At 42.5% G+C, this 18,308-nt stretch carries 17 protein-coding genes and 1 pseudogene; 4 read left to right on the top strand and 14 right to left on the bottom strand.

Translation table 11 applies throughout. From position 1 onward, the window contains the following. Window positions 1-37 precede the first annotated feature (37 nt). Both E5329_RS04275 and E5329_RS04270 read right to left on the bottom strand, forming a co-directional pair. On the bottom strand, window positions 38-1,528 hold the full coding sequence (locus E5329_RS04275) for a hypothetical protein (protein WP_135988363.1): 1,491 nt from the start codon (window positions 1,526-1,528) through the stop codon (window positions 38-40). 133 nt (window positions 1,529-1,661) lie between these two features. Beyond that, on the bottom strand, window positions 1,662-2,969 hold the full coding sequence (locus E5329_RS04270) for an MATE family efflux transporter (RefSeq protein ID WP_135988362.1): 1,308 nt from the start codon (window positions 2,967-2,969) through the stop codon (window positions 1,662-1,664). 374 nt (window positions 2,970-3,343) lie between these two features. Between E5329_RS04270 and E5329_RS04265 the strand changes: the two are divergent. Next, a pseudogene (locus E5329_RS04265) lies at window positions 3,344-4,125 on the top strand (MATE family efflux transporter). Here E5329_RS04265 and E5329_RS04260 read toward each other — a convergent pair. Then, window positions 4,119-4,340, bottom strand: a complete 222-nt coding sequence (locus E5329_RS04260) for a hypothetical protein (RefSeq protein ID WP_135988361.1) — start codon at window positions 4,338-4,340, stop codon at window positions 4,119-4,121. The pseudogene E5329_RS04265 and the gene E5329_RS04260 sit on opposite strands and share 7 nt — an antisense overlap. 56 nt (window positions 4,341-4,396) lie before the next feature. Continuing rightward, complete coding sequence (locus E5329_RS04255) at window positions 4,397-5,728, bottom strand: MATE family efflux transporter (RefSeq protein WP_135988360.1); 1,332 nt, start codon at window positions 5,726-5,728, stop codon at window positions 4,397-4,399. Window positions 5,729-5,920: 192 nt separating this feature from the next. On the opposite strand from E5329_RS04255, the gene E5329_RS04250 reads away from it, so the two are divergent. After that, entirely contained in the window at window positions 5,921-6,745 is an 825-nt protein-coding gene (locus tag E5329_RS04250; RefSeq protein ID WP_135988359.1) for a MerR family transcriptional regulator, read from the top strand. 12 nt (window positions 6,746-6,757) lie between these two features. On the opposite strand, the gene E5329_RS04245 is transcribed toward E5329_RS04250, so the two are convergent. The 4 genes from E5329_RS04245 to E5329_RS04230 are packed head-to-tail and all read right to left on the bottom strand — an operon-like array spanning window position 6,758 to window position 10,703. Then, window positions 6,758-7,435: an ABC transporter ATP-binding protein gene (locus tag E5329_RS04245; protein ID WP_135988358.1), complete on the bottom strand. Its 678-nt coding sequence runs from the start codon at window positions 7,433-7,435 to the stop codon at window positions 6,758-6,760. An 11-nt stretch (window positions 7,436-7,446) separates the two neighbouring features. After that, window positions 7,447-8,895 carry an ABC transporter permease gene (locus E5329_RS04240; RefSeq protein WP_135988357.1) on the bottom strand — a complete coding sequence of 483 codons (1,449 nt, stop codon included), beginning with the start codon at window positions 8,893-8,895 and terminating at the stop codon, window positions 7,447-7,449. A gap of 3 nt (window positions 8,896-8,898) precedes the next feature. After that, window positions 8,899-10,116, bottom strand: coding sequence for an ABC transporter permease (locus E5329_RS04235; RefSeq protein ID WP_135988356.1), 1,218 nt, complete (start codon window positions 10,114-10,116; stop codon window positions 8,899-8,901). Continuing rightward, on the bottom strand, window positions 10,113-10,703 hold the full coding sequence (locus tag E5329_RS04230) for a hypothetical protein (RefSeq protein ID WP_135988355.1): 591 nt from the start codon (window positions 10,701-10,703) through the stop codon (window positions 10,113-10,115). The genes E5329_RS04235 and E5329_RS04230 overlap by 4 nt, the downstream gene beginning before the upstream one ends. Window positions 10,704-10,987: 284 nt before the next feature. On the opposite strand from E5329_RS04230, the gene E5329_RS04225 reads away from it, so the two are divergent. Both E5329_RS04225 and E5329_RS04220 read left to right on the top strand, forming a co-directional pair. After that, window positions 10,988-11,674, top strand: coding sequence for a response regulator transcription factor (locus E5329_RS04225; RefSeq protein WP_135988354.1), 687 nt, complete (start codon window positions 10,988-10,990; stop codon window positions 11,672-11,674). A gap of 41 nt (window positions 11,675-11,715) precedes the next feature. After that, window positions 11,716-13,020 (top strand): sensor histidine kinase, encoded by a 1,305-nt coding sequence (locus E5329_RS04220; RefSeq protein ID WP_135988353.1) that lies wholly within the window; start codon window positions 11,716-11,718, stop codon window positions 13,018-13,020. 95 nt (window positions 13,021-13,115) lie between these two features. Here the strand turns inward: E5329_RS04220 and E5329_RS04215 are convergent, their stop codons facing one another. The 6 genes from E5329_RS04215 to E5329_RS04190 all read right to left on the bottom strand — a co-directional run bounded on the left by E5329_RS04215 (window position 13,116) and on the right by E5329_RS04190 (window position 17,724). Next, the gene (locus E5329_RS04215) at window positions 13,116-14,690 is read right to left on the bottom strand and encodes an ion channel (RefSeq protein ID WP_135988352.1); all 1,575 of its coding nucleotides are present in this window, start codon (window positions 14,688-14,690) and stop codon (window positions 13,116-13,118) included. A gap of 38 nt (window positions 14,691-14,728) precedes the next feature. After that, entirely contained in the window at window positions 14,729-15,157 is a 429-nt protein-coding gene (locus E5329_RS04210) for a hypothetical protein (protein ID WP_135988351.1), read from the bottom strand. 266 nt (window positions 15,158-15,423) lie between these two features. Next, entirely contained in the window at window positions 15,424-15,573 is a 150-nt protein-coding gene (locus E5329_RS04205) for a FeoB-associated Cys-rich membrane protein (protein WP_135988350.1), read from the bottom strand. Window positions 15,574-15,746: 173 nt separating this feature from the next. Further along, complete coding sequence (deoD, locus tag E5329_RS04200; protein WP_135988392.1) at window positions 15,747-16,466, bottom strand: purine-nucleoside phosphorylase; 720 nt, start codon at window positions 16,464-16,466, stop codon at window positions 15,747-15,749. Between the two features lie 122 nt (window positions 16,467-16,588). Beyond that, on the bottom strand, window positions 16,589-16,915 hold the full coding sequence (locus E5329_RS04195; protein WP_135988349.1) for an AzlD domain-containing protein: 327 nt from the start codon (window positions 16,913-16,915) through the stop codon (window positions 16,589-16,591). Then, window positions 16,912-17,724 (bottom strand): AzlC family ABC transporter permease, encoded by an 813-nt coding sequence (locus E5329_RS04190; protein ID WP_135988348.1) that lies wholly within the window; start codon window positions 17,722-17,724, stop codon window positions 16,912-16,914. The genes E5329_RS04195 and E5329_RS04190 overlap by 4 nt, the downstream gene beginning before the upstream one ends. Window positions 17,725-18,308: the final 584 nt, after the last annotated feature.

The raw sequence follows: 18,308 nt of genomic DNA, 5'->3' as shown, positions 1-18,308 counted from the left end.
TTTTATTAAATATTCCAAATTCTGACCGTTTTACTCCTTAAAACACTCCCAGCAAACGACCTGCAATGGCTGCAATTCCCACGAGATTTATGGCTGTCAGTACAATTACTGTCCGGAAACTTCCCTTCATCACATTCATGCTGCGGCTGCCCATTTCTACGGTCTCAATGTCCCGCTTGATTTCTTCAATTAATGTCTGTATATTTCGGTAACATTTTACATTTTCATTATGGACTTTCTCATTAATTTCCGCTTTTAACGCATCCAATTTATCGGCAATTCCGTTTTGGGTCAGTTCAGCCACTTCATCCAGTTTTACCGCAATCTTCTCCGTTTCAGTATGAAGCGTTTCCAGTTTACCGGCAATCGTTTCCGCTTCAGCCTTTACAGCATCTAGTTTCCCTCCGGTTTCACTTCTGGAAATCTCTGCAGTTTTTGAAACTTCTTTCTTTGTATCATCTAATTTGTCTGTAAGTTCTGTAAGCAACGCTTTTAACGTATCGGTCTGTTCTTCTGTTTTCTTCTCTACAATATCAGGAAAATTCTGCAGCTTCTGATCCACAGCTTCTGAAACGTTCTGCATCCTCAGATCAACCACAGTATGCATATCATGCATTTTCTGGCCTACCAGATCAGAAACATTCTTCATATTCTTTCCCACAGATGTTGACATTTCTTCCATTCTGCTGTCAACTGTCTGGGATACTTCCCCTATCTTCTGATCCACCGTTTCCGACACATTCTGCAGTCTGAAATCCACTGCGCCGGAAATGTCTTCAATCTTCTGATCTACAGTCTCTGAAATATTCTGCAGCGTCCGATCTGCCGTTTCAGAAACCTCCTGCATATTCTGTTCCACAATCTCTGAGATATCTTGAATTCGGTGTTCCACAGTTCCCGAAACATCCTGCAGGGTACGTTCCATATTCTCTGACATGTCCTGAATCCGGTGATCCACGGTTCCTGAAACATCCTGCAGAGTACGATCCACAATCTCTGACATATCCTGAATCTTCTGGTCAGCCAGCCCCGAGACCTCCTGCATATTCTGCTGCACAGTCTCTGCCATTCCCTTTACGGCTTGCTCAATTACTGCCAGTTCCTGCCTGGAATTGCTGCTCATTTCATCAGTTCTTGCAGAAATCCTTTCATCCAATGTCTGAATCTCTTGATGGATAAGGGTATCCATGGTTTTGATTTGATCGTCAAATCTGGAAATTATAGTATCAATCTGCTTCTGTACGCTTTTCACCAGCAGATCCGCTTCCTGCTGCTGGATTTCCAGCTCATTCTGAAGCTTTCTGGCCTGCTCTTCCCGTTCTTCCACCACTCCCTGAAGTTCGTCTGCTTTATTTTCTTTCGTTACTAAAATATTCTGAAGCTGTTTGGCCTTTTCTCTGAATTCATCAATCTGCTTCAGCAGAAAATCATCTTGCTGCATTCTGCTTAAGATTTTCTCCCTCTCCCGTTCCGGGTCCTGTTCTCTTGTCCTGTTCTGCTTTGGCAGCTTATCCATAATATTGCCCATTTTTTCCTCCCGTATCTAGAATTCCTTTTCAAATGTCTGGCTGTCCGCCATTTCTATTATTGTAGCATTTCATAGTATGTTTTGCAAGGAGAAAGAAAACAACAATCAAGCCAAACCCTTTCTCTAAATATTTTTACCTCTTTCGAAATTGAATATATAATGCAATGCCCGCTAAGGCGACAAAACATTCTGTTATTGGAAAAGACAGCCATACGCCTGTCATTTTAAAAAAATATGACATTAAAAACGCCATAGGAATTATAATTAAGAATCCTCTTGACAGCGAAATAATCTGTGCAGGCAAGGCTTTTTCTGTTGATGTAAAATATGCAGATAAGATTATATTAAAACCAGCAAATGGAACAGCAGTAAAATATATTTTTAAACCTGTTACAGCAATTTGTTGCAACGGTATATTTCGTTCACTGTTAAACACACTTACTATCGGACTGGCTGCAAGCAAAAAAATCAAATAGATACCGCATGATATAACCAACATTGTTATTTGGGCATATTTTAAAATTTGCTTCTGACCTTCCTTATCTCCATATCCATATACTCTGCTTAATATTGGCTGCATTCCCTGTGCGATTCCGGTATAAATTGAAATAACTACAAGCGATAGATTTGCAACTATCCCATAAGCCGCTACGCCGATATTTCCCTGCAAGTGCAGAATAATCATATTAAAGACTATCATTACAATTCCGGAAGCCATTTCTGTAATGAAAGATGGAAGGCCTAATGAGATAATATTTCCTGTCAATCGAAAGGACGGATGTATTCGCACGAAATGAAACTGATTTTGTTTTGTAATCCAATGCTTAGATAAAACACTCAAACTGATCACGGGCGCTAACCCTGTTGCTAATACTGCGCCCAATATTCCCATATTAAGAGGGAATATAAATATGTAATCTAAAATAATATTTGAGAAACTTCCAGTCAACATTCCAAGCATAGCTAATTTGGGATTTCCGTCATTCCTTACAAAGCAGAGCAGTGTGTCATTCGCCATAAATGCTGGAGCAAAAAGTAAAATAACCTGTAAATATGTATTTGTCATATCAAAAACGTCTTTGTCAGCACCTAATAATATTGTTAGTTGTCCAGAAAAGAAAATACCTGTCAGCATGAAAATAACAGCCAGTGCAGACATAATATATATTGTATTTGAAAAAGATTTACTTGCATTTTTGTATTCTTTTTGTCCTCTGTAAATGGAATACTTTGTTGCACCTCCCATTCCACACATCAGACCGCTTCCATGAAGAAAACTATATATCGGAATGGCTAAGTTAAGCGCCGTCAGACCATTTGCACCCAAACCATTTGAAATAAAAAAGGTATCAGCAAGTATGTAACATGATAAACCAATCACGCCGCATATATTTAATGTTACATATTGAAAAAATTCTTTTATTCGTGTTTTTTCTTCCATAGACATCTCCTTAAAATATAAAAGCATCAGAACTTCCTATCTTCTATGACCTAACGATAGAAAGTCTGACGCATAATCTCTTTACCCGGTGGCAAAAGAGTAACGTTGCTTCCAATATGGTATTATATTATATATCATAACAACTTAAAAAGCAATACCAGAAATATACAGTTCCAGAATAAACGCATGAATGAAGTAACAGTTCAACCCCCAGCGAACAGAAAAAATATAAAACAGTGATTGACTTTATCACGAAAAGATGTTAAATATAATTATGTGCTTGTCAGAGGACTTGCGATCAATATGATTGTTGAAGTGGGATAAGATCCAATGGATTTTATCCCACTTTTTTCATTTAAAGGAGGTTTTATGTTATGAATCCCAAAGTAAAGCAATTATGCAGCCATATCTTTCCGGCTGTAGGAAGCCTGTTTGTCACTTATCTGTATAATGTCATGGATGGTATTTTCGTAGGCCAGGGAGTCGGTTCAGCCGCTTTAGGCGCTGTCAATATTGGCGTTCCATTCATTACATTCGCTGTAGCCATTGTTGCAATGTTCCCCATGGGAGGCGCCACGGTCATCGCAATTAGAATGGGGCGTGGCGATAAAGACGGGCAAATCATGCTTTTATGACAGCCCTGATTCTGACTGTCTTGACAGCAGTTGTCCTGACAGTTTCAGGAACTGTTTTTTCACAGCAGATTGTGGATTTAAGCGGCGCACGTAAGCTGGGGGAGGAAATGCGCAGGTTGTCGGCAGACTATCTTTTTTACTATTCTGCATTTTCACTTCCCATGCTGATGAGCAGCTGCCTTTCCGTATTTATCCGAAATGACGGTTCCCCTGCCTTATCCTTTGTAGGTATGTGTACAGGGGCAGTATCCAATATCTTTCTTGACTGGCTTTTCAGCCTGTCCTTTATTCCCATGGCTCTAAATCTGGTCTACACCTCACTGCTCTATTCCACGAAAAGGACAACGCAGTCAGATATCATTGCCATATGCAGGGGAATCGTGATAAAAGCAACCGCCATATTCTGTATCCCAGTTATATTTGGAAGCAAAACGATCTGGGCAGCCCCGCTTGTTGCTGAAATGATTACATTTGTTATTGCGGTTATTCTCACAAAAAAGACAAAACTGATTTATCAGTAGAGCATAAAGTAAGGAACCGAACATTGTCTTCCATTATCTTTCTTATATACGAAGTGATTATTCTGGAAAGAAAAATACCTTTCTGTTTCTGCCGAGTCCATCCTGACAGTTCCGTCCACCAGTCCGTTTTCAATCCTTACTACGAAAGGCTTAACAGGCAGATTTGTACACAGCTCAAACGCCACAATGCCAATCAGAAGGATCATAAATATCATCGAAGCTACATGACAGGCAAATATCCGCGAAATGTCACAACAAACATACTTTCCCCTTAGTATCCATATCTCTTTCTATATTTCAGGAACATAAAGGCAGACAAAGCAAGCGCTATCAGTTCTGCCGCAGGCGTTGCCAGCCAGACGCCGTTCACCCCCAGGATCAGAGGAAGCGTGAGCATGGCGGCAAGCATAAACACAAACGACCGGGAAAACGCAAGGGCAGCCGACACAATTCCATTGGATAATGCGGTAAACATCCCGCTGGCAAAAATATTGAACCCGATAAAGAACAGGGCAATCGTACAAATCCTGTTCCCCGTTACTGCCAGATCATAAACTGGGTTATCCGGACGGGCAAAGACGGAAACCAGCGGCCTCGTCAGCCACAGGGAAGCCCCAACCGTAATCCCAGAAATTGCCGCAATCACCTTCCCACTGGTCCAAACCAGCCTTCTCAGCTTCTCGAAATTCTGCTCCCCGTGATAGAAGCTCAGCATTGGAGCCACACCGTAGGAGTACCCCGTATAGAGGGAGCTTGCAAACATCAGCACGTACATGATGATGGTAACCGCCGCCACGCCGTCCTCCCCGACATAATGGAGCATCATCCAGTTGAACATCATTGTAATGATCCCGGTGACGAGCGCAGTCGCCATCTCGGAGCATCCATTTGTGGCTGCATTTGCAAGGATCTTAAAGCGGAATACTGGTTTCTGGAAATGGAGAAGGTTCTTTCTCCGGCTAAAAACTGCCAGGCCTACAACCGCCGTCACGGAATATCCTGCCCCTGTGGCAACCGCCGCACCGCTGATCCCCATATCAAAGCCAGCGATCAAAACGTAATCAAGCACCATATTCAGAATGCCGCCTGCCACGGAACAGACCAGGGATAAGGCCGCTTTCTCACTAGCTATCATATACAGGGTAAAATTATTCATTAACAGGACAGGAACCGTAAACGGCAGATATCGGCTTAAATATTCCACACAATATCCTTCCACATCCGCCGAGAGATCCATTCCCGCAAAGATACGGTCCGTTGCCATATACCCGGTCACACACATGAACGCCCCCACTATCACATTCACCAGGATCAGAAATGTAAAATCCTCTTTCGCCTCCTCACTCTTTCCTTCCCCCATCTTTTTCATAATGACCGCGCTTCCTCCTGTGGCAAGCATGGTGGAAATGGCTGTGACAAGCTGGATGATCGGCATGGTCAGGTTGATGGCCGAAAGGGCGTTTGTTCCAATCAGATTCGATACAAACAAACCGTCAACCATTGTATAAAAAGACATAAACACCGTCATGGCGATGGTGGGCACGGCAAATTTCAAGATATTTCCCAATGTTACGGGCTTTCCATATATGTTTTGTTTTTCCATATTTTCCTCCTGTTAAAGTCGCTGCATAACAGCACGATAGGGCATGTTGCATTTCACTGCTTCTTACCGTATAATAAACCATACAGTAACAGTACGGTCAATAGAAAAACGTAAATAATCTTATTTCAGCAGAAATATTGAGTAACAATCAGGACGCCTGGCTTGTTGCAAATAATCCAAGGAGATAAAAATATGGATGAAAAAAACAAATTACTTACCATCGGACAATTCGCTGCACTCCACGGTATCAACAAAAAAACTTTGATGTGGTATGATGAGATCGGTTTGTTTAAACCAGTCGCCATAAATCCGGAAAACGGATACCGCTGCTATAATTACTACCAGAGCCCCATATTGGAAACGATCCTCCTGCTCCGAGAGCTGGACGTATCTATTCCAGAGATCCAGGACTTCATGAAAAACCGTTCCGCCCAAAACCTGAAATACCTTCTGGATGAAAAGATCGCAGAACTGGATTTACAACTCCTTCACCTGCAGGCAGTCAGAAAAACCTTATCCAGCCACCGGCAGGACATGGATACCCTTCTGACTATGGACTTATCAGAGATCTGTATCGTGGAAAAAGAAGAACAATGCCTGGTAACAGTAGATATAGACAAAGATGTTACATTTGAAAGGGAAGTGGAGCTGATCACCGCCGAAACAGCCAGATACCGGCTTGGCCGTCTTCATGACGCCTCCTACGGTTCCATGATCCCCGTCGCCAGTCTGCATAAGGGAAATTTCGACGACTACACGAAACTTTTCATTGAAATTCCACGGCTTGGCCAGAAAAGCGGCTTGCATATACAACCAAAAGGAAACTACCTGCGGGCTTTCCACAAAGGAGGCTGGGATCAACTCCCCCTGCGGTATCAGGAAATCCTTACATTTGCTCATGGCAAGGGGCTGACGCTGTCTGGCTATTCTTATGAAAAAGGGATCAATGAAACCGTCATAGACCGGGTAGAGGACTATATCATGCAGATTGAAATCCCAATTTCCGGCATTGTTTGAGTATGTAAGCGTTCATCCATAAATATTCCTGACATCTTCCCTTCCTGGAAAAACTTCTGCAGCTGATTCTATACTGCCATCCTTAATCATAATAATCTCATCTGCCTGCGCTGCAAGATACTTGCTGTGTGTGACTACAATGACACACTTTCCAAGCTCATGGGCTGTTCGTTTCAGTAATTCTATAATTTCCTCTGCCGTGCTTTCATCAAGATTGCCGGTGGGCTCATCCGCCAGCAGCACCTTTGCACTGCTGGCCAATGCCCTTGCAATTGCAACCCGCTGCTGCTGACCCCCTGACAACTGCAGCACATTTCTTTTCCAATCCTCCTGGGGGATGCTTACTTTCTCCAATAAATCCTGAGGCTTTTTCGGTCCGCCAAGGCGCACGTTTTCCTCTGTGGTCAAATAGTCAATCAGGTTATAATTTTGAAAAACCAATGACACATGATGCTTCCTGTGATAGTTAAGCCCTTTGGCCTGTATATCCTCACCGTCATATAAAATTGTTCCTTCCAAAGGCATATCCAGCCCTGCAAGCAAGGACAAAAATGTTGTTTTGCCTGCCCCGCTGGCGCCCACAATGGTATAAAATTTCTTTTCTTCAAACTGCATGGAAACATTTTTTAAAATCTCTTTTTCTTTCTGTGATTTATAAGCATAACTTACATTTTTAACCTCTAATACCATCTTTGCACCTCCTAATTAATCTCACTGAATATATCTTTGGGGTTTTTGCGGGCAATCAGAATGCCGGCAGCCCCAACCGAAACCATAACCAGCACTGCCACCCCGAGCCAATCGTAAATCATGAGTTCTGGCGTAACTGCAACGGAAACGCCTGTAACGGTTTCTTCTGAATCCTCTGCAGATTTTGCAACCTTCCCTTCCTCTAAGACAGACTGTTCATCTGCCTGCTGCACCTGCTGTTCCACAAAATAATCCGCTGTAATTTTGGACGCAGCAGGCGCAGCCGTAAAAGAAAGGACTACGGCGGCAGCAGCTATCATAAATGCTTCCAATAATATCTGTCCGAGTATTTTTATCTTGGGTGTGCCAAGGGCTAATAAAATCCCAATTTCCTGCACCCTCCCTTTCATCCAGAAAACAAACACTAAAAACAGAATGATCAGACTGGCTCCTGCAACTACGAGAACTAAGATCAGGCTGACATTCTCCAAATCATTAAAATTTTGAGACATCGTATCAATGTTTCCATTATTGTCAATCAGATCATAGCGTTCCCATCCAATCTCCACTTTCTGTATTGCTTTTTTTACTTCATCGTATTGATCAACGTCTGCCACTTTGAAGTATGCTTTTTCATACAACGCCCCGGATGTGCTTCCTTCTGCTTTTTCCGGAAATCCCAAATCTGTAAAGATAATGTTTTCCGAACGGTAAGTATCTCCAGACATAGCAGGCGTCATTTTTTGCTGAACCATGTAAATTCCCACAATCTCGGCTTCAAAGACTGCTGCATGCACCACGTCATGGCGGTCATTCAATTGTATCCTGTCTCCCACCGATAAATTGTTTTTTTCTGCAAGTTCTTCTGAAATCACGCATACGTCAGAATCTTCCTCCGTTATCATCCGCCCGTCCCTGATGGTCACATTTCCCGACAGGACATTTGCATCCAATTCCATGTCTTTGTTACCGATTAAACTGACACAAAGTAAATCGGAACTCTGGTCTACATCATCATCTTCAATCCTGGAAAAATTCACGGGATTTACCGCTGTGACAGCAGTTGTAATATTGTACTGGGAAATGCCAAAAACAGCGGCAATCTTTTCGATATCATTGATTAAAAGCGTCTGGAAAGAATTGTCATACCACACTCTCCATGACGTCCCATATTCTGTTTCTATTTTTTCCACATTAACGCCATCAAAATTCCCTTCTTCTCCATCATCCTTTTTTGCAAGAATTTCATCTGCCCGGTTGTGCTTGTTCGCTTCGTTTGCTTCCATCAGAAAACCGGCCCCTACCGCCTGTTTTGTTTTATTCTGGGTGGCGATGCTTGCATTCCGGCTTGCCATGCCCGACAGAAAAAATAAACTGATAATAAATACTACAAGAAACAGCAATATGCTCTTGATAGGTTTGCGTATGACGGAACGCCATGCCATTTGAAAACTGTTCATTGTCTATCCCTCCATTTTTGATAAAGTTTCTTTGGGATTTGTTTTTAATATGGGCAGCAGAGAAACGATGACTGCCGCTAATATAAGCAGGCTTCCCAAACCTGCCAGAATGCCTGCATCCTTAAACTGCAATAAAACCTCCAAAGAAATGTCTGTGGTTTCAGGATCTGTAAGGAACCCCTGCAAAACCTCAGCCATAAAATTTCCCAGACCGCATGAACCAAAGACAGCCAGTGCAAAGACCAAAAATGATTCCAGAAACGCCTGTAAAAAAATGCTGGCTTTTGATTTCCCGATACTGATAAAAATAGCAGCTTCTCTCTGTCGTGTCCGCATCCACATACAAAGCAGCAAAGACACAATGGCTGTTCCTGCCATAAGCGTCAGGGCAAGCATAAGTTTTGCCGCCCTGGTAATCTGTTCCAATGGCAAAGCCATTTGTTGATACAATGTATCAGATGTTACCGAGTCCGCTTTCTCAGATAAACGTTTGTTCAACTTTTCCTCTAATACACTTAATTGTTCTGGATTTTTACAATAAACGGCAACCCTGGCGTAACCGTCCCCTTCAAATAAATCCGCATAGGACAGGTTATCTATGAATATCTGGTTTTCAATACGATTTACAGAATCCATTCCATCTGGCTGTTTGCTTTCATTTCCAGATAAAAAGATACCGACAATTTTAAGGGAAACGCGCTTTCCGTTGGCGTTTTCCACTTCTATCATATCTCCTGATTTTAGCTGATTGGCGTCCGCCAGATAAGTGTTGATGACAACCCCTTTTATGCCCTCCGCAATATAGCTGCCAGAATCAAGACGGTACACTCCTTCCGAAAATCCGCTGTCATTTTCCAGATTATCATAAGACAGGATGGATGCTTTCTGATTGGATTCCTCGGTAGAATCGCTGTTTGTAATCAGCTGAAAATTTACAGGAAACCCATCGTTTTTCGCCAGACAATTTACATCGGAAACTTCCTCCAAATCTTTGATCCATTCCACCTCATCTAACGTAATCCTGTCATCTTCTTTCAAAATCCCCATAACAACTTTTGCTTTTGTTTTTTCCCCAATTGCCGCTTTTGAATCAGCTGTTGCACGGAGAATCATATTTGTGCTTAGTATCATGGCGCTCACAATGAGCAGTACACAAAATAACAGGATTGTCTTTGCTTTTTTCCGCTTCAGATACCGAAATGCAAGCTGATAAAAGGTCATGTTTCATCCTCCCTTTCATATTTGGTGATCACTGCTTTTGTAGCTGTAAAAGTTTCTTTATCCTCAAAAGTTCCATAAAGCACCAAAGATGTTTTTTTCTTTATATCCGTTTTGTCAACTTCAGTGACAGTGGCTTCTCCGGTCGCTATGCTTATAACCGCTTTTTGGAATGTGCAGTTATCTCCATATTTAATCGTTACCTTTGCCCCTTCATCTTCGTACCCTTCTGCCTCAATGACCGCCGTTGAACCGTCATCACTATTTGTTACAGGGTTAATTGTGCATCCATTGTCCGAAAATTCTATCACGCTTCCCTGTAAATCAGATGCTGCAAGCAGTTCTCCTCCATCCACAACTTCAGCCGCATCTGAATCGTTTCCATCAGAATTTAAATTCTTTTCATCCGTATTCAAATCCTTTCCATCAGAAGTATCTTCTTTGGCAGGGTCTGTTGTATTATTTTCCATATAGGTATCCCTGGCTTCTTTTTCTCCCTTTGTGTGCGTGCCATTTGGCATCCCGCAGCCTGCCAATGTAAAAATACTTAACCCAACCGCTAACGCCAGTATTAATTTTTTGTTCTTCATAATTCTTTTCCACCTTTCTTTTTGATTGTATTACAGCGTTTCACAGATGCCCTGCAGTGATGCACTGCATTCAAGCTACAACGTCATTGTATATAAAAACTTCGCTAAAAATCCTGTAAAATATAAAAAAATATCCATGGTTTTTTAGAGGATTTTTATAGAATTTCCTATTATACTAATACTAAGCGGACGATAATTTCATAAACGGCATAAAATAGGAACTTTATGTCAAATATGCCTTTATGCCCTGGGAAAAGAAACAAAACGAAGGAAAGGATCTAAAAATGAAAATACTTCTTTTAGAAGACGACTTAGAACTTTGCAGCTCTATCGAATCGGAATTAACAAAAAACGGTTATATGGTTGACACCTGTAATGATGGGGAAACCGCTATGCTATATGCTTTACATACCGATTATTCCTATGATTTAGCCATTGTGGACAGGATGCTTCCTGTTCTTGATGGCCTGACAATTATAAAAGCTATGCGGAAAAAAGGAATCCAGATTCCTGTGATCATCATTACAGGAATGACCGCCCTGAATGAAAAGATAGAGGGATTGGATGGCGGGGCTGATGATTATTTAGCCAAGCCTTTCCATATACAGGAACTCCTTGCCCGTGTGAGAGCTTTAACAAGGCGTCCTGGTAACATAAAAACAGAAGATAAACTCCAATATGCCGACTTATGTTTTGATAAATCCAACCGTGAGCTGACTTGCGGCCCAAAGTCTGTTTTTTTAACAGCAAAAGAATCCGAATTGCTGTCTGTCCTTATGAAAAGCCCGGAAACACTTTTTTCAAGGGAACAGCTCATCCTGAAAATATGGGGAACATCCTCGGATGTTGAACCGGGGAATGTTGATAATTATATTTCTTTCCTCCGGAAACGACTCAGGGAATTAAAGAGTATCTGTGAAATAAAAACAGTATATGGTGCCGGATATTCCCTGACCCGGAAACAGAACTAAAATTTTTATAGTATATAGCCATACCAGATTGGAGATTAAAAATGCTGAAACCACTGTCAAAAAAATTAAACATCCTTTTTATAACGACAATTATGCTGATCATTACATGTATTATGCTCATACTCTGTAAAAATTACCTTCGTATAGAGCAAGCAAATGAAATTGCTTTTTTTCAGAGAATGGTTACCCAGATGACATATCAGCTGAAAGATAGCAGCCAGGGCTTTGCATCCATCATAAATTCCTATCAGGAGTACAGTCACCCGATATTTTGCAGCATTCAGGATACTTCCGGAAAGCGGATATACCAAACGGATTCCGACTTTCCTACGGACGCAGACACTCTTTTAGAGCATTTCCGCATACAGACGGCCAAAGAGAAAACGTTCGTGATAGCAAACGATAATCAGCCCGTCACAGAGCAAAGCGGTATATTTGAATTCAGCGGAACGGGAAAAGACAACTATTTAGGAATCTTTGCAACGATTGTTTTGCCAAAGGACAGGGCTTATCATTTGTCATTGATTTACAGACAGCAATCCTTATTTGATATTTTGACAAACCAGGCTCTTCTTTATCTTTCCTTATGGTTTCTTTCTCTGATTGCTGTAACTGTAATGAGCCGTTTGCTGATAAAGAAAGCATTACAGCCATCGGAAGTGATGTTAAAAAGCCAGAAAGATTTTATCGCTTCCGCCTCACATGAATTAAAATCGCCCCTTGCTGTTATTCTGGCAAACACAGAAAAGCTGGAACAATTGCAAATAGATCATGCTGAATTCAGAAAATCAGTAAAAGTATTAGACAAGGAATGCATGAGAATGTCAAAACTGGTCAGAGATATGCTGCTTCTGGCTTCTTCTGATGCAAAATCATGGACATTATGCAAAAATATCATTGATATAGACACTTTGTTAATCTCCTTGTATGAGACTTATGAACCAATCTGTATCAGCAAAAAAATCTGCCTGCGTCTGGATATCGAGGAAAACAGTTATCCCAGGTTCTGCACAGATGAAGAACGGCTTTTTCAGATATTGGCAATTTATATGGACAATGCCATTCACCATTCCGTAAACAATAAACAAATCGAAATTAAAACAGAGGCAACTGGAAAACATATCACATTTCTCGTAGCAGACCACGGAGAAGGCATTCACGAAGATGACAAACCGTATATTTTTAACCGGTTCTATTGCGCTGACAAATCAAGGACAGATAAATCAAATTTTGGATTAGGACTTAGCATAGCGGATGAACTTGCAAAAATGATGCATGGGAAAGCAGGCTTTAAAGATACGGATGGGGGCGGAACTACATTCTTTGTTACACTCCCTTTCAAATGACTGGATTGATAAAATAGCAGGCCATACAGAGATGCCTTCTTGACCTTTCTTTCCCTATGTAAAGAGTATGAAACCCCAGCTTTTGTTTTTCATTCTCAAAGTTCTGCAAAAATACTGCCCAACAGCTCCCAGGAAGCATCCCGTTCCACCTTTTGTTCCGGAGTCAGTTCTGCATAAGGGCACATCATAGGATGCTGTCTGGCCGTATCATCCCGCACAGGTCCGTAATTCCAGTTATAAAATGTATAAAAACGAAGCCATCTCATATGATCCAGCCTGCGGTACATATCCTGCATGGATTCCGATACTTTTGCCTCACAATATCTCTGATATGCCTTTTTTACCGTATCGGCAGTAAATTCCGTCACAGTTTCATCCTTGAGCAGAATACGAATTTTCATCAAAAGATGATCCGCAGCGGCTATTTTAGATTCCCGGTGAAAATCATCCAGTTCCTCCCATCTGAGTGTGGGATAAGAAACAGATCTGCAAAAAATCTCATTAATCATAATCGCTGCCCGGTTCAGCTCTGTGCGCATAATCTGGTTCGGAGTGTAAATCTCTTCATTGGTGCCAAAATAAGACACTCCGGGAGCTTTCCGGTTACTGTGCAGATCAATCTGTCCGCGGCACTTGTAATATTTGTGCAGCCTCCAGAAAATGCTCCACCCCTCTGGCTCATCGTCTGGACAGATAATCACACGGTCCGCCTGCTTAAGAATTTCATGGTGGGTCTCCCAGAATTCATCATGAAAAATCAGAGAATCTCTTTCGTCTGACTCCTCTCCCAGAGAAAACATTTCATGCAGATTTATGTGCATTGCAAGAAATTCTCTGGAATCTCCAAAAATATGATAGGCCACATGCTGTTTCACTGAAATAATATTGGTCAATATTGCCCGTTCCAAAATACATCGTCCATAATTTCCGAAGCCTATTATTACAATTGTATTTTCATGGCTGCATATGGGCTTCGAACGCCAGTATTGCCTGGCGCAGCAATCATAGCTGTGAAAGAAATTAATATTGCCCGAAAGATGATCCTGACCGTTCGTGGTTCTTGCATAGACCTCCACAGGCAATTTATGTAAATCAATAGCGCGGCTGTTCACGCCAATATCATTTTCCTTCATAAGAAAAACCTTGCATTTTGTACCGATATTTTTCTTACAGGCTATAATTCGGGCCGGAGAAACGCTGAGAAACAGACAGGGATAGTCCGGAAATTCCATCTGTTCCTCTCTTTTTTCTCCATAAATAATTACGGCGTCCGGATCTTCCTGATAGATATTTGCAGCAAGCGTATTGGATTCCGCACCGTAATCTGCAAAATAATACCAGTTTTTCTTCCGCTGAAAGCCAAGCATCACAAAGGGCAGCCCCTCACTGGTAACAAAGGATATGACAGCCCCAAATAAGGTCATCAGAATGCCTGCAGACAGTAAAAGAAATACCACTCCTACCGTATGTCCCAAAGGCGTTACCGGGGTCAAATCTCCATAGCCCACCGTGGTCAGCGTGACCAGCGAATACCAGAATGCATCGCCAAATGTCCGGATTGTTGCGCTGCTGTCGGTACATTCGGAAAAATAGAGAAGCGTTACCAGTCCAACATACACAGCCATCAGGATGATCGTCATATACAGATAGATTTTATTTCTTCTCTTCATAACACTCTGCCTCCTCTATGTTCCATCATAAAATTCTTCTATGGAACCTGATTGGGGATCTGGTCTTTATATTTTTGGTAAAGCCCCATCAGTTCATTTTTATCTTCTTCTGTAAGCTGGCCTTCCGCCAGTGATCTCAGCCCCTCCATATCTCCGCTGGCCGCCATGTCCGCTGCCTGCTTGATATTTTCCGGTGAAATATATTTTTCTGCAATCTGCGATACTTTTTCCACGTCTTCTTCATCCATCTGATTGACTACATCAGAAACCTCTATCTCCTGCCCGTTGATATTGACCGTTGTTCCAATTTGCTGTTCTAACAGTTTCTTTCCGATTTCGGTAGCTGCTGTCGTCCGGACTTTCTGCAAAATTGCATCACGGCTGATAAAAAGGGTGAAGGCTACTCCGATTAAGAGGATGGTGACTGCCAGCAGGCGGACGTGATTTTTCTTTTTTCGTTTATGCATGTGTGGTACCTCCTGAAAAAGTGTTGGATTTTTGAACAAAAGATTCTGGGGGGTTGGGACTGGGTCCCTCCGGAAAAGCATCAGGGCTCCTCCCAGCTTTTTTCCTTGTGGGGATTCCGGGTTTTGGGCTGGGTCCCTCCTCATACTAAAGCATACCACATCTTTGGGGTGTAGTGCTTGTAAGTTTATTAATATTTTATGAATTTTTTCATTTTAAATTTTTTAATAGTATAAAAAGGGATGGACCTCCGTCCATCCTTTTCCTGTTATTTATTTTCCTGTCCCTGGCAGGAGGGGCAGCTTCCATTGCATCCGCTGCAGCCGCTGCATCTTCCTGCTTTTTTATCTTTATATACACTGATTCCTGCACATACGGCAATTGCCAGCACAACTGCCCCCACTAGAAAAGTTCCCATTTGAAATCCTCCTGTTTATTCTGAGAATAGTTATTATTTACAGTTAGTATATGCTAACTGTAAATAAAAGTCAATCCCTTTTTCTATTTCCATTTCTTTCCGCAGAAATCTCATTATAATCCTTGCCTGCAACAAGGAGAAGCATTGGCTTTCTCCTTGTTTGTCCTATAGACTCACGCCCGGTTAGCCGTTTCCAGAGCTATTTCAATCATTTTGCCGAAGCCGGTCTGCCTTTGTTCAGAGGTAAGCTGTTCCGGTTTGTAAATATGATCTGAAATCGTCAAAATGCAGAGGGCGCGTTTTCCTGCCCTGGCTGCGTTAAGGTAAAGCGCCCCGCTCTCCATTTCCACTGCCAGCACCCCCATTTTCCGGAAGCAGTCTTTGCTGTTTTGCCGATCTGTGTAAAAGGCGTCCTCCGATAAGATATTCCCCACCCGCACCGGAGTTCCCAGTTCTTTCGCGCTTTCCACTGCCGTACTCAAAAGATGATAGTCTGCCAGGGGCGCCAAATGGCCGGGACAGTCAAATTGATCCGGATAATCGGAAACAATGGAAGCTCCCATCCCGATAACCACATCCATGACGTTGACATCATCCAGGATCGCGCCTGCAGAACCTACTCGGATAATATTGTCCACATCATAAAAATGAAACAATTCATAGGAATAAATTCCAATGGAGGGCATTCCCATGCCGGAACCCATCACAGACAGTTCCTTTCCCTTGTAAATTCCTGTGTACCCCAGCATTCCCCGTACCTGGTTGACGCATCTTACCTGCTCGAAATACGTCTCGGCAATGTATTTTGCCCGCAGCGGATCGCCCGGCATTAATACTGTTTTTGCAAAATCTCCTGCTTTTGCTTCAATATGCGGCGTTGGTATGTTTGACATCATCTGTTCCTCCTTTTCATTTTCTCAGTTTTATTAAAACAGGATTCCTGTTCCAACCTTTGGCTGCAATCTCTTCTGAGCAGAACAAATCCACCTCAACTCCCCTGGACGCTAAGCGTGCCTTACGACAGGCCCGCCGCCTGCAGTACTGCTCCCACTGCAAAAGCAGTCAGGCTGGCGCAAACGGCCACTGTAAACAAGCCTTTTCCACGGTAAGCAGCCAGCAATGCAGCTGCCACCCCTGCACAGGCAGTAAGCAGAGAACCAGTTGCATAGAACACAGCCGGAACTGTCATGGCTCCCAGCACCGTATAGGGGATATATGCCAGAAAAGAACGTATCACTTTATTTTCGATTTTTTTGTGAAAAATCAAAAAGGGCAGTACGCGAATCAGATAAGTAACCCCAAACATTACCAGTAAATAAATCCAGAAATTTCCTGATTTCATTGTTTTCCCTCCTGCATGCTTCCTGCTTCTGTCCCCTGCAAGCCTGCTGTTTTAGGCTCTGTTTCCTGCAAGGCCGCTGTTTTTATTTCTCTTTCCAGAATCTCCCTTTCTGTTCCATCCTCTGTTTCTATCGGAAAGCAGACCGCCCCCACTGCAGAAGCGGCTACTGCACAGATAATAATCGCAAACCCCTGTGAAATATGACGGAACACAGGGATATAATAAATGCAGCAGCTGAGAAGCACTGCCAGAATTACCATTTTCATAATGTTCCTGTCTTTTTTCATTTCAGGAACCACGATTGCAATAAACATGCCGTAAATGGCAAGTCCCAGGGCGTCACTGACGCTTTGAGGAAGAATATTTCCTAGCACTGCTCCTGCCAGCGTTCCCAAAGTCCAGCCCAGATAGGGCAGCGCCGCAAGCCCCAGAAAATACCGGCTGCTTACTTCCCCTCTGCGGCTCATTGCCACTGCAAAGATTTCGTCGGTATTGGCAAAACCGAGAATCATTTTCTTTCCCGCCCCAAACCGGCGATCCACCTTCTGAGACAGAGAAATGCTCATCAATGCATATCTGAGATTTATTATAAACTGGGAAACCGCCATTTCAATATAAGTTCCCTCTGCCGTCATCACCGTAAGCCCCGCAAACTGCCCGGCGGAAGTCAGATTCATCATGGACGTCAGAAGGGCCTCCCACCAGCGTAACCCGGAAGACACCGCCGCAAGCCCGAAAGTAAAAGACACAGAAAAATAACCGATGCCGATGGCGCTTCCGTCCTTTATCCCTTGTATCACCTGTTTCATAATTCTTATCCTCTCATTTTTAGCCTTTCATTTTTAGCCTTTCATACTTGAGCCTTTTTCTTATATCCTTTCCATCTTACTAACTTATACTATTATACTAAATTCCTGTCCCGACAACAACCAGAAAAAAGATTCTTGCCAAATCTCCCATTTCAGGATATGATAGATCTCGTAGCTTGTAAAAAGTCCCGCAGCATGGCAGGCTGCACAGCAATACTGCCATAAAAAGCGGTTTTCCCGGAAAAACCATACACACAAAACGGAGGAAACAATGAAAAAAACACAACGCATTCTGGCAATCCTGGGTATCGTCCTATTACTGGGCCTTTATTTGTCCACATTTGTTTTCGCTTTGCTTGGAAAAGATTTCTTTCCCATGTTTATGGCGTCCCTTTTTTCCAGCTTTGTAGTTCCGGTACTGATTTGGACCTATGGTTTCGTTTACAAATTAATAAAAAAAAGAGGTTCCCAAGAACCGGAAGAAAAAACGCCATAACGATACACTAAGGAACTGTTCAGAAAAGACCACCACACTAGTACTCCATCCGGCCCACAAGTGTAACTTCTGGTCGGATGGAGTACTA

The sequence above is a fragment of the Petralouisia muris genome (genome assembly GCF_004793545.1).
In the GTDB taxonomy this organism is placed as follows: Bacteria; Bacillota; Clostridia; order Lachnospirales; family Lachnospiraceae; genus Petralouisia; species Petralouisia muris.
This window is presented reverse-complemented; position numbering and strand designations above follow the sequence as displayed.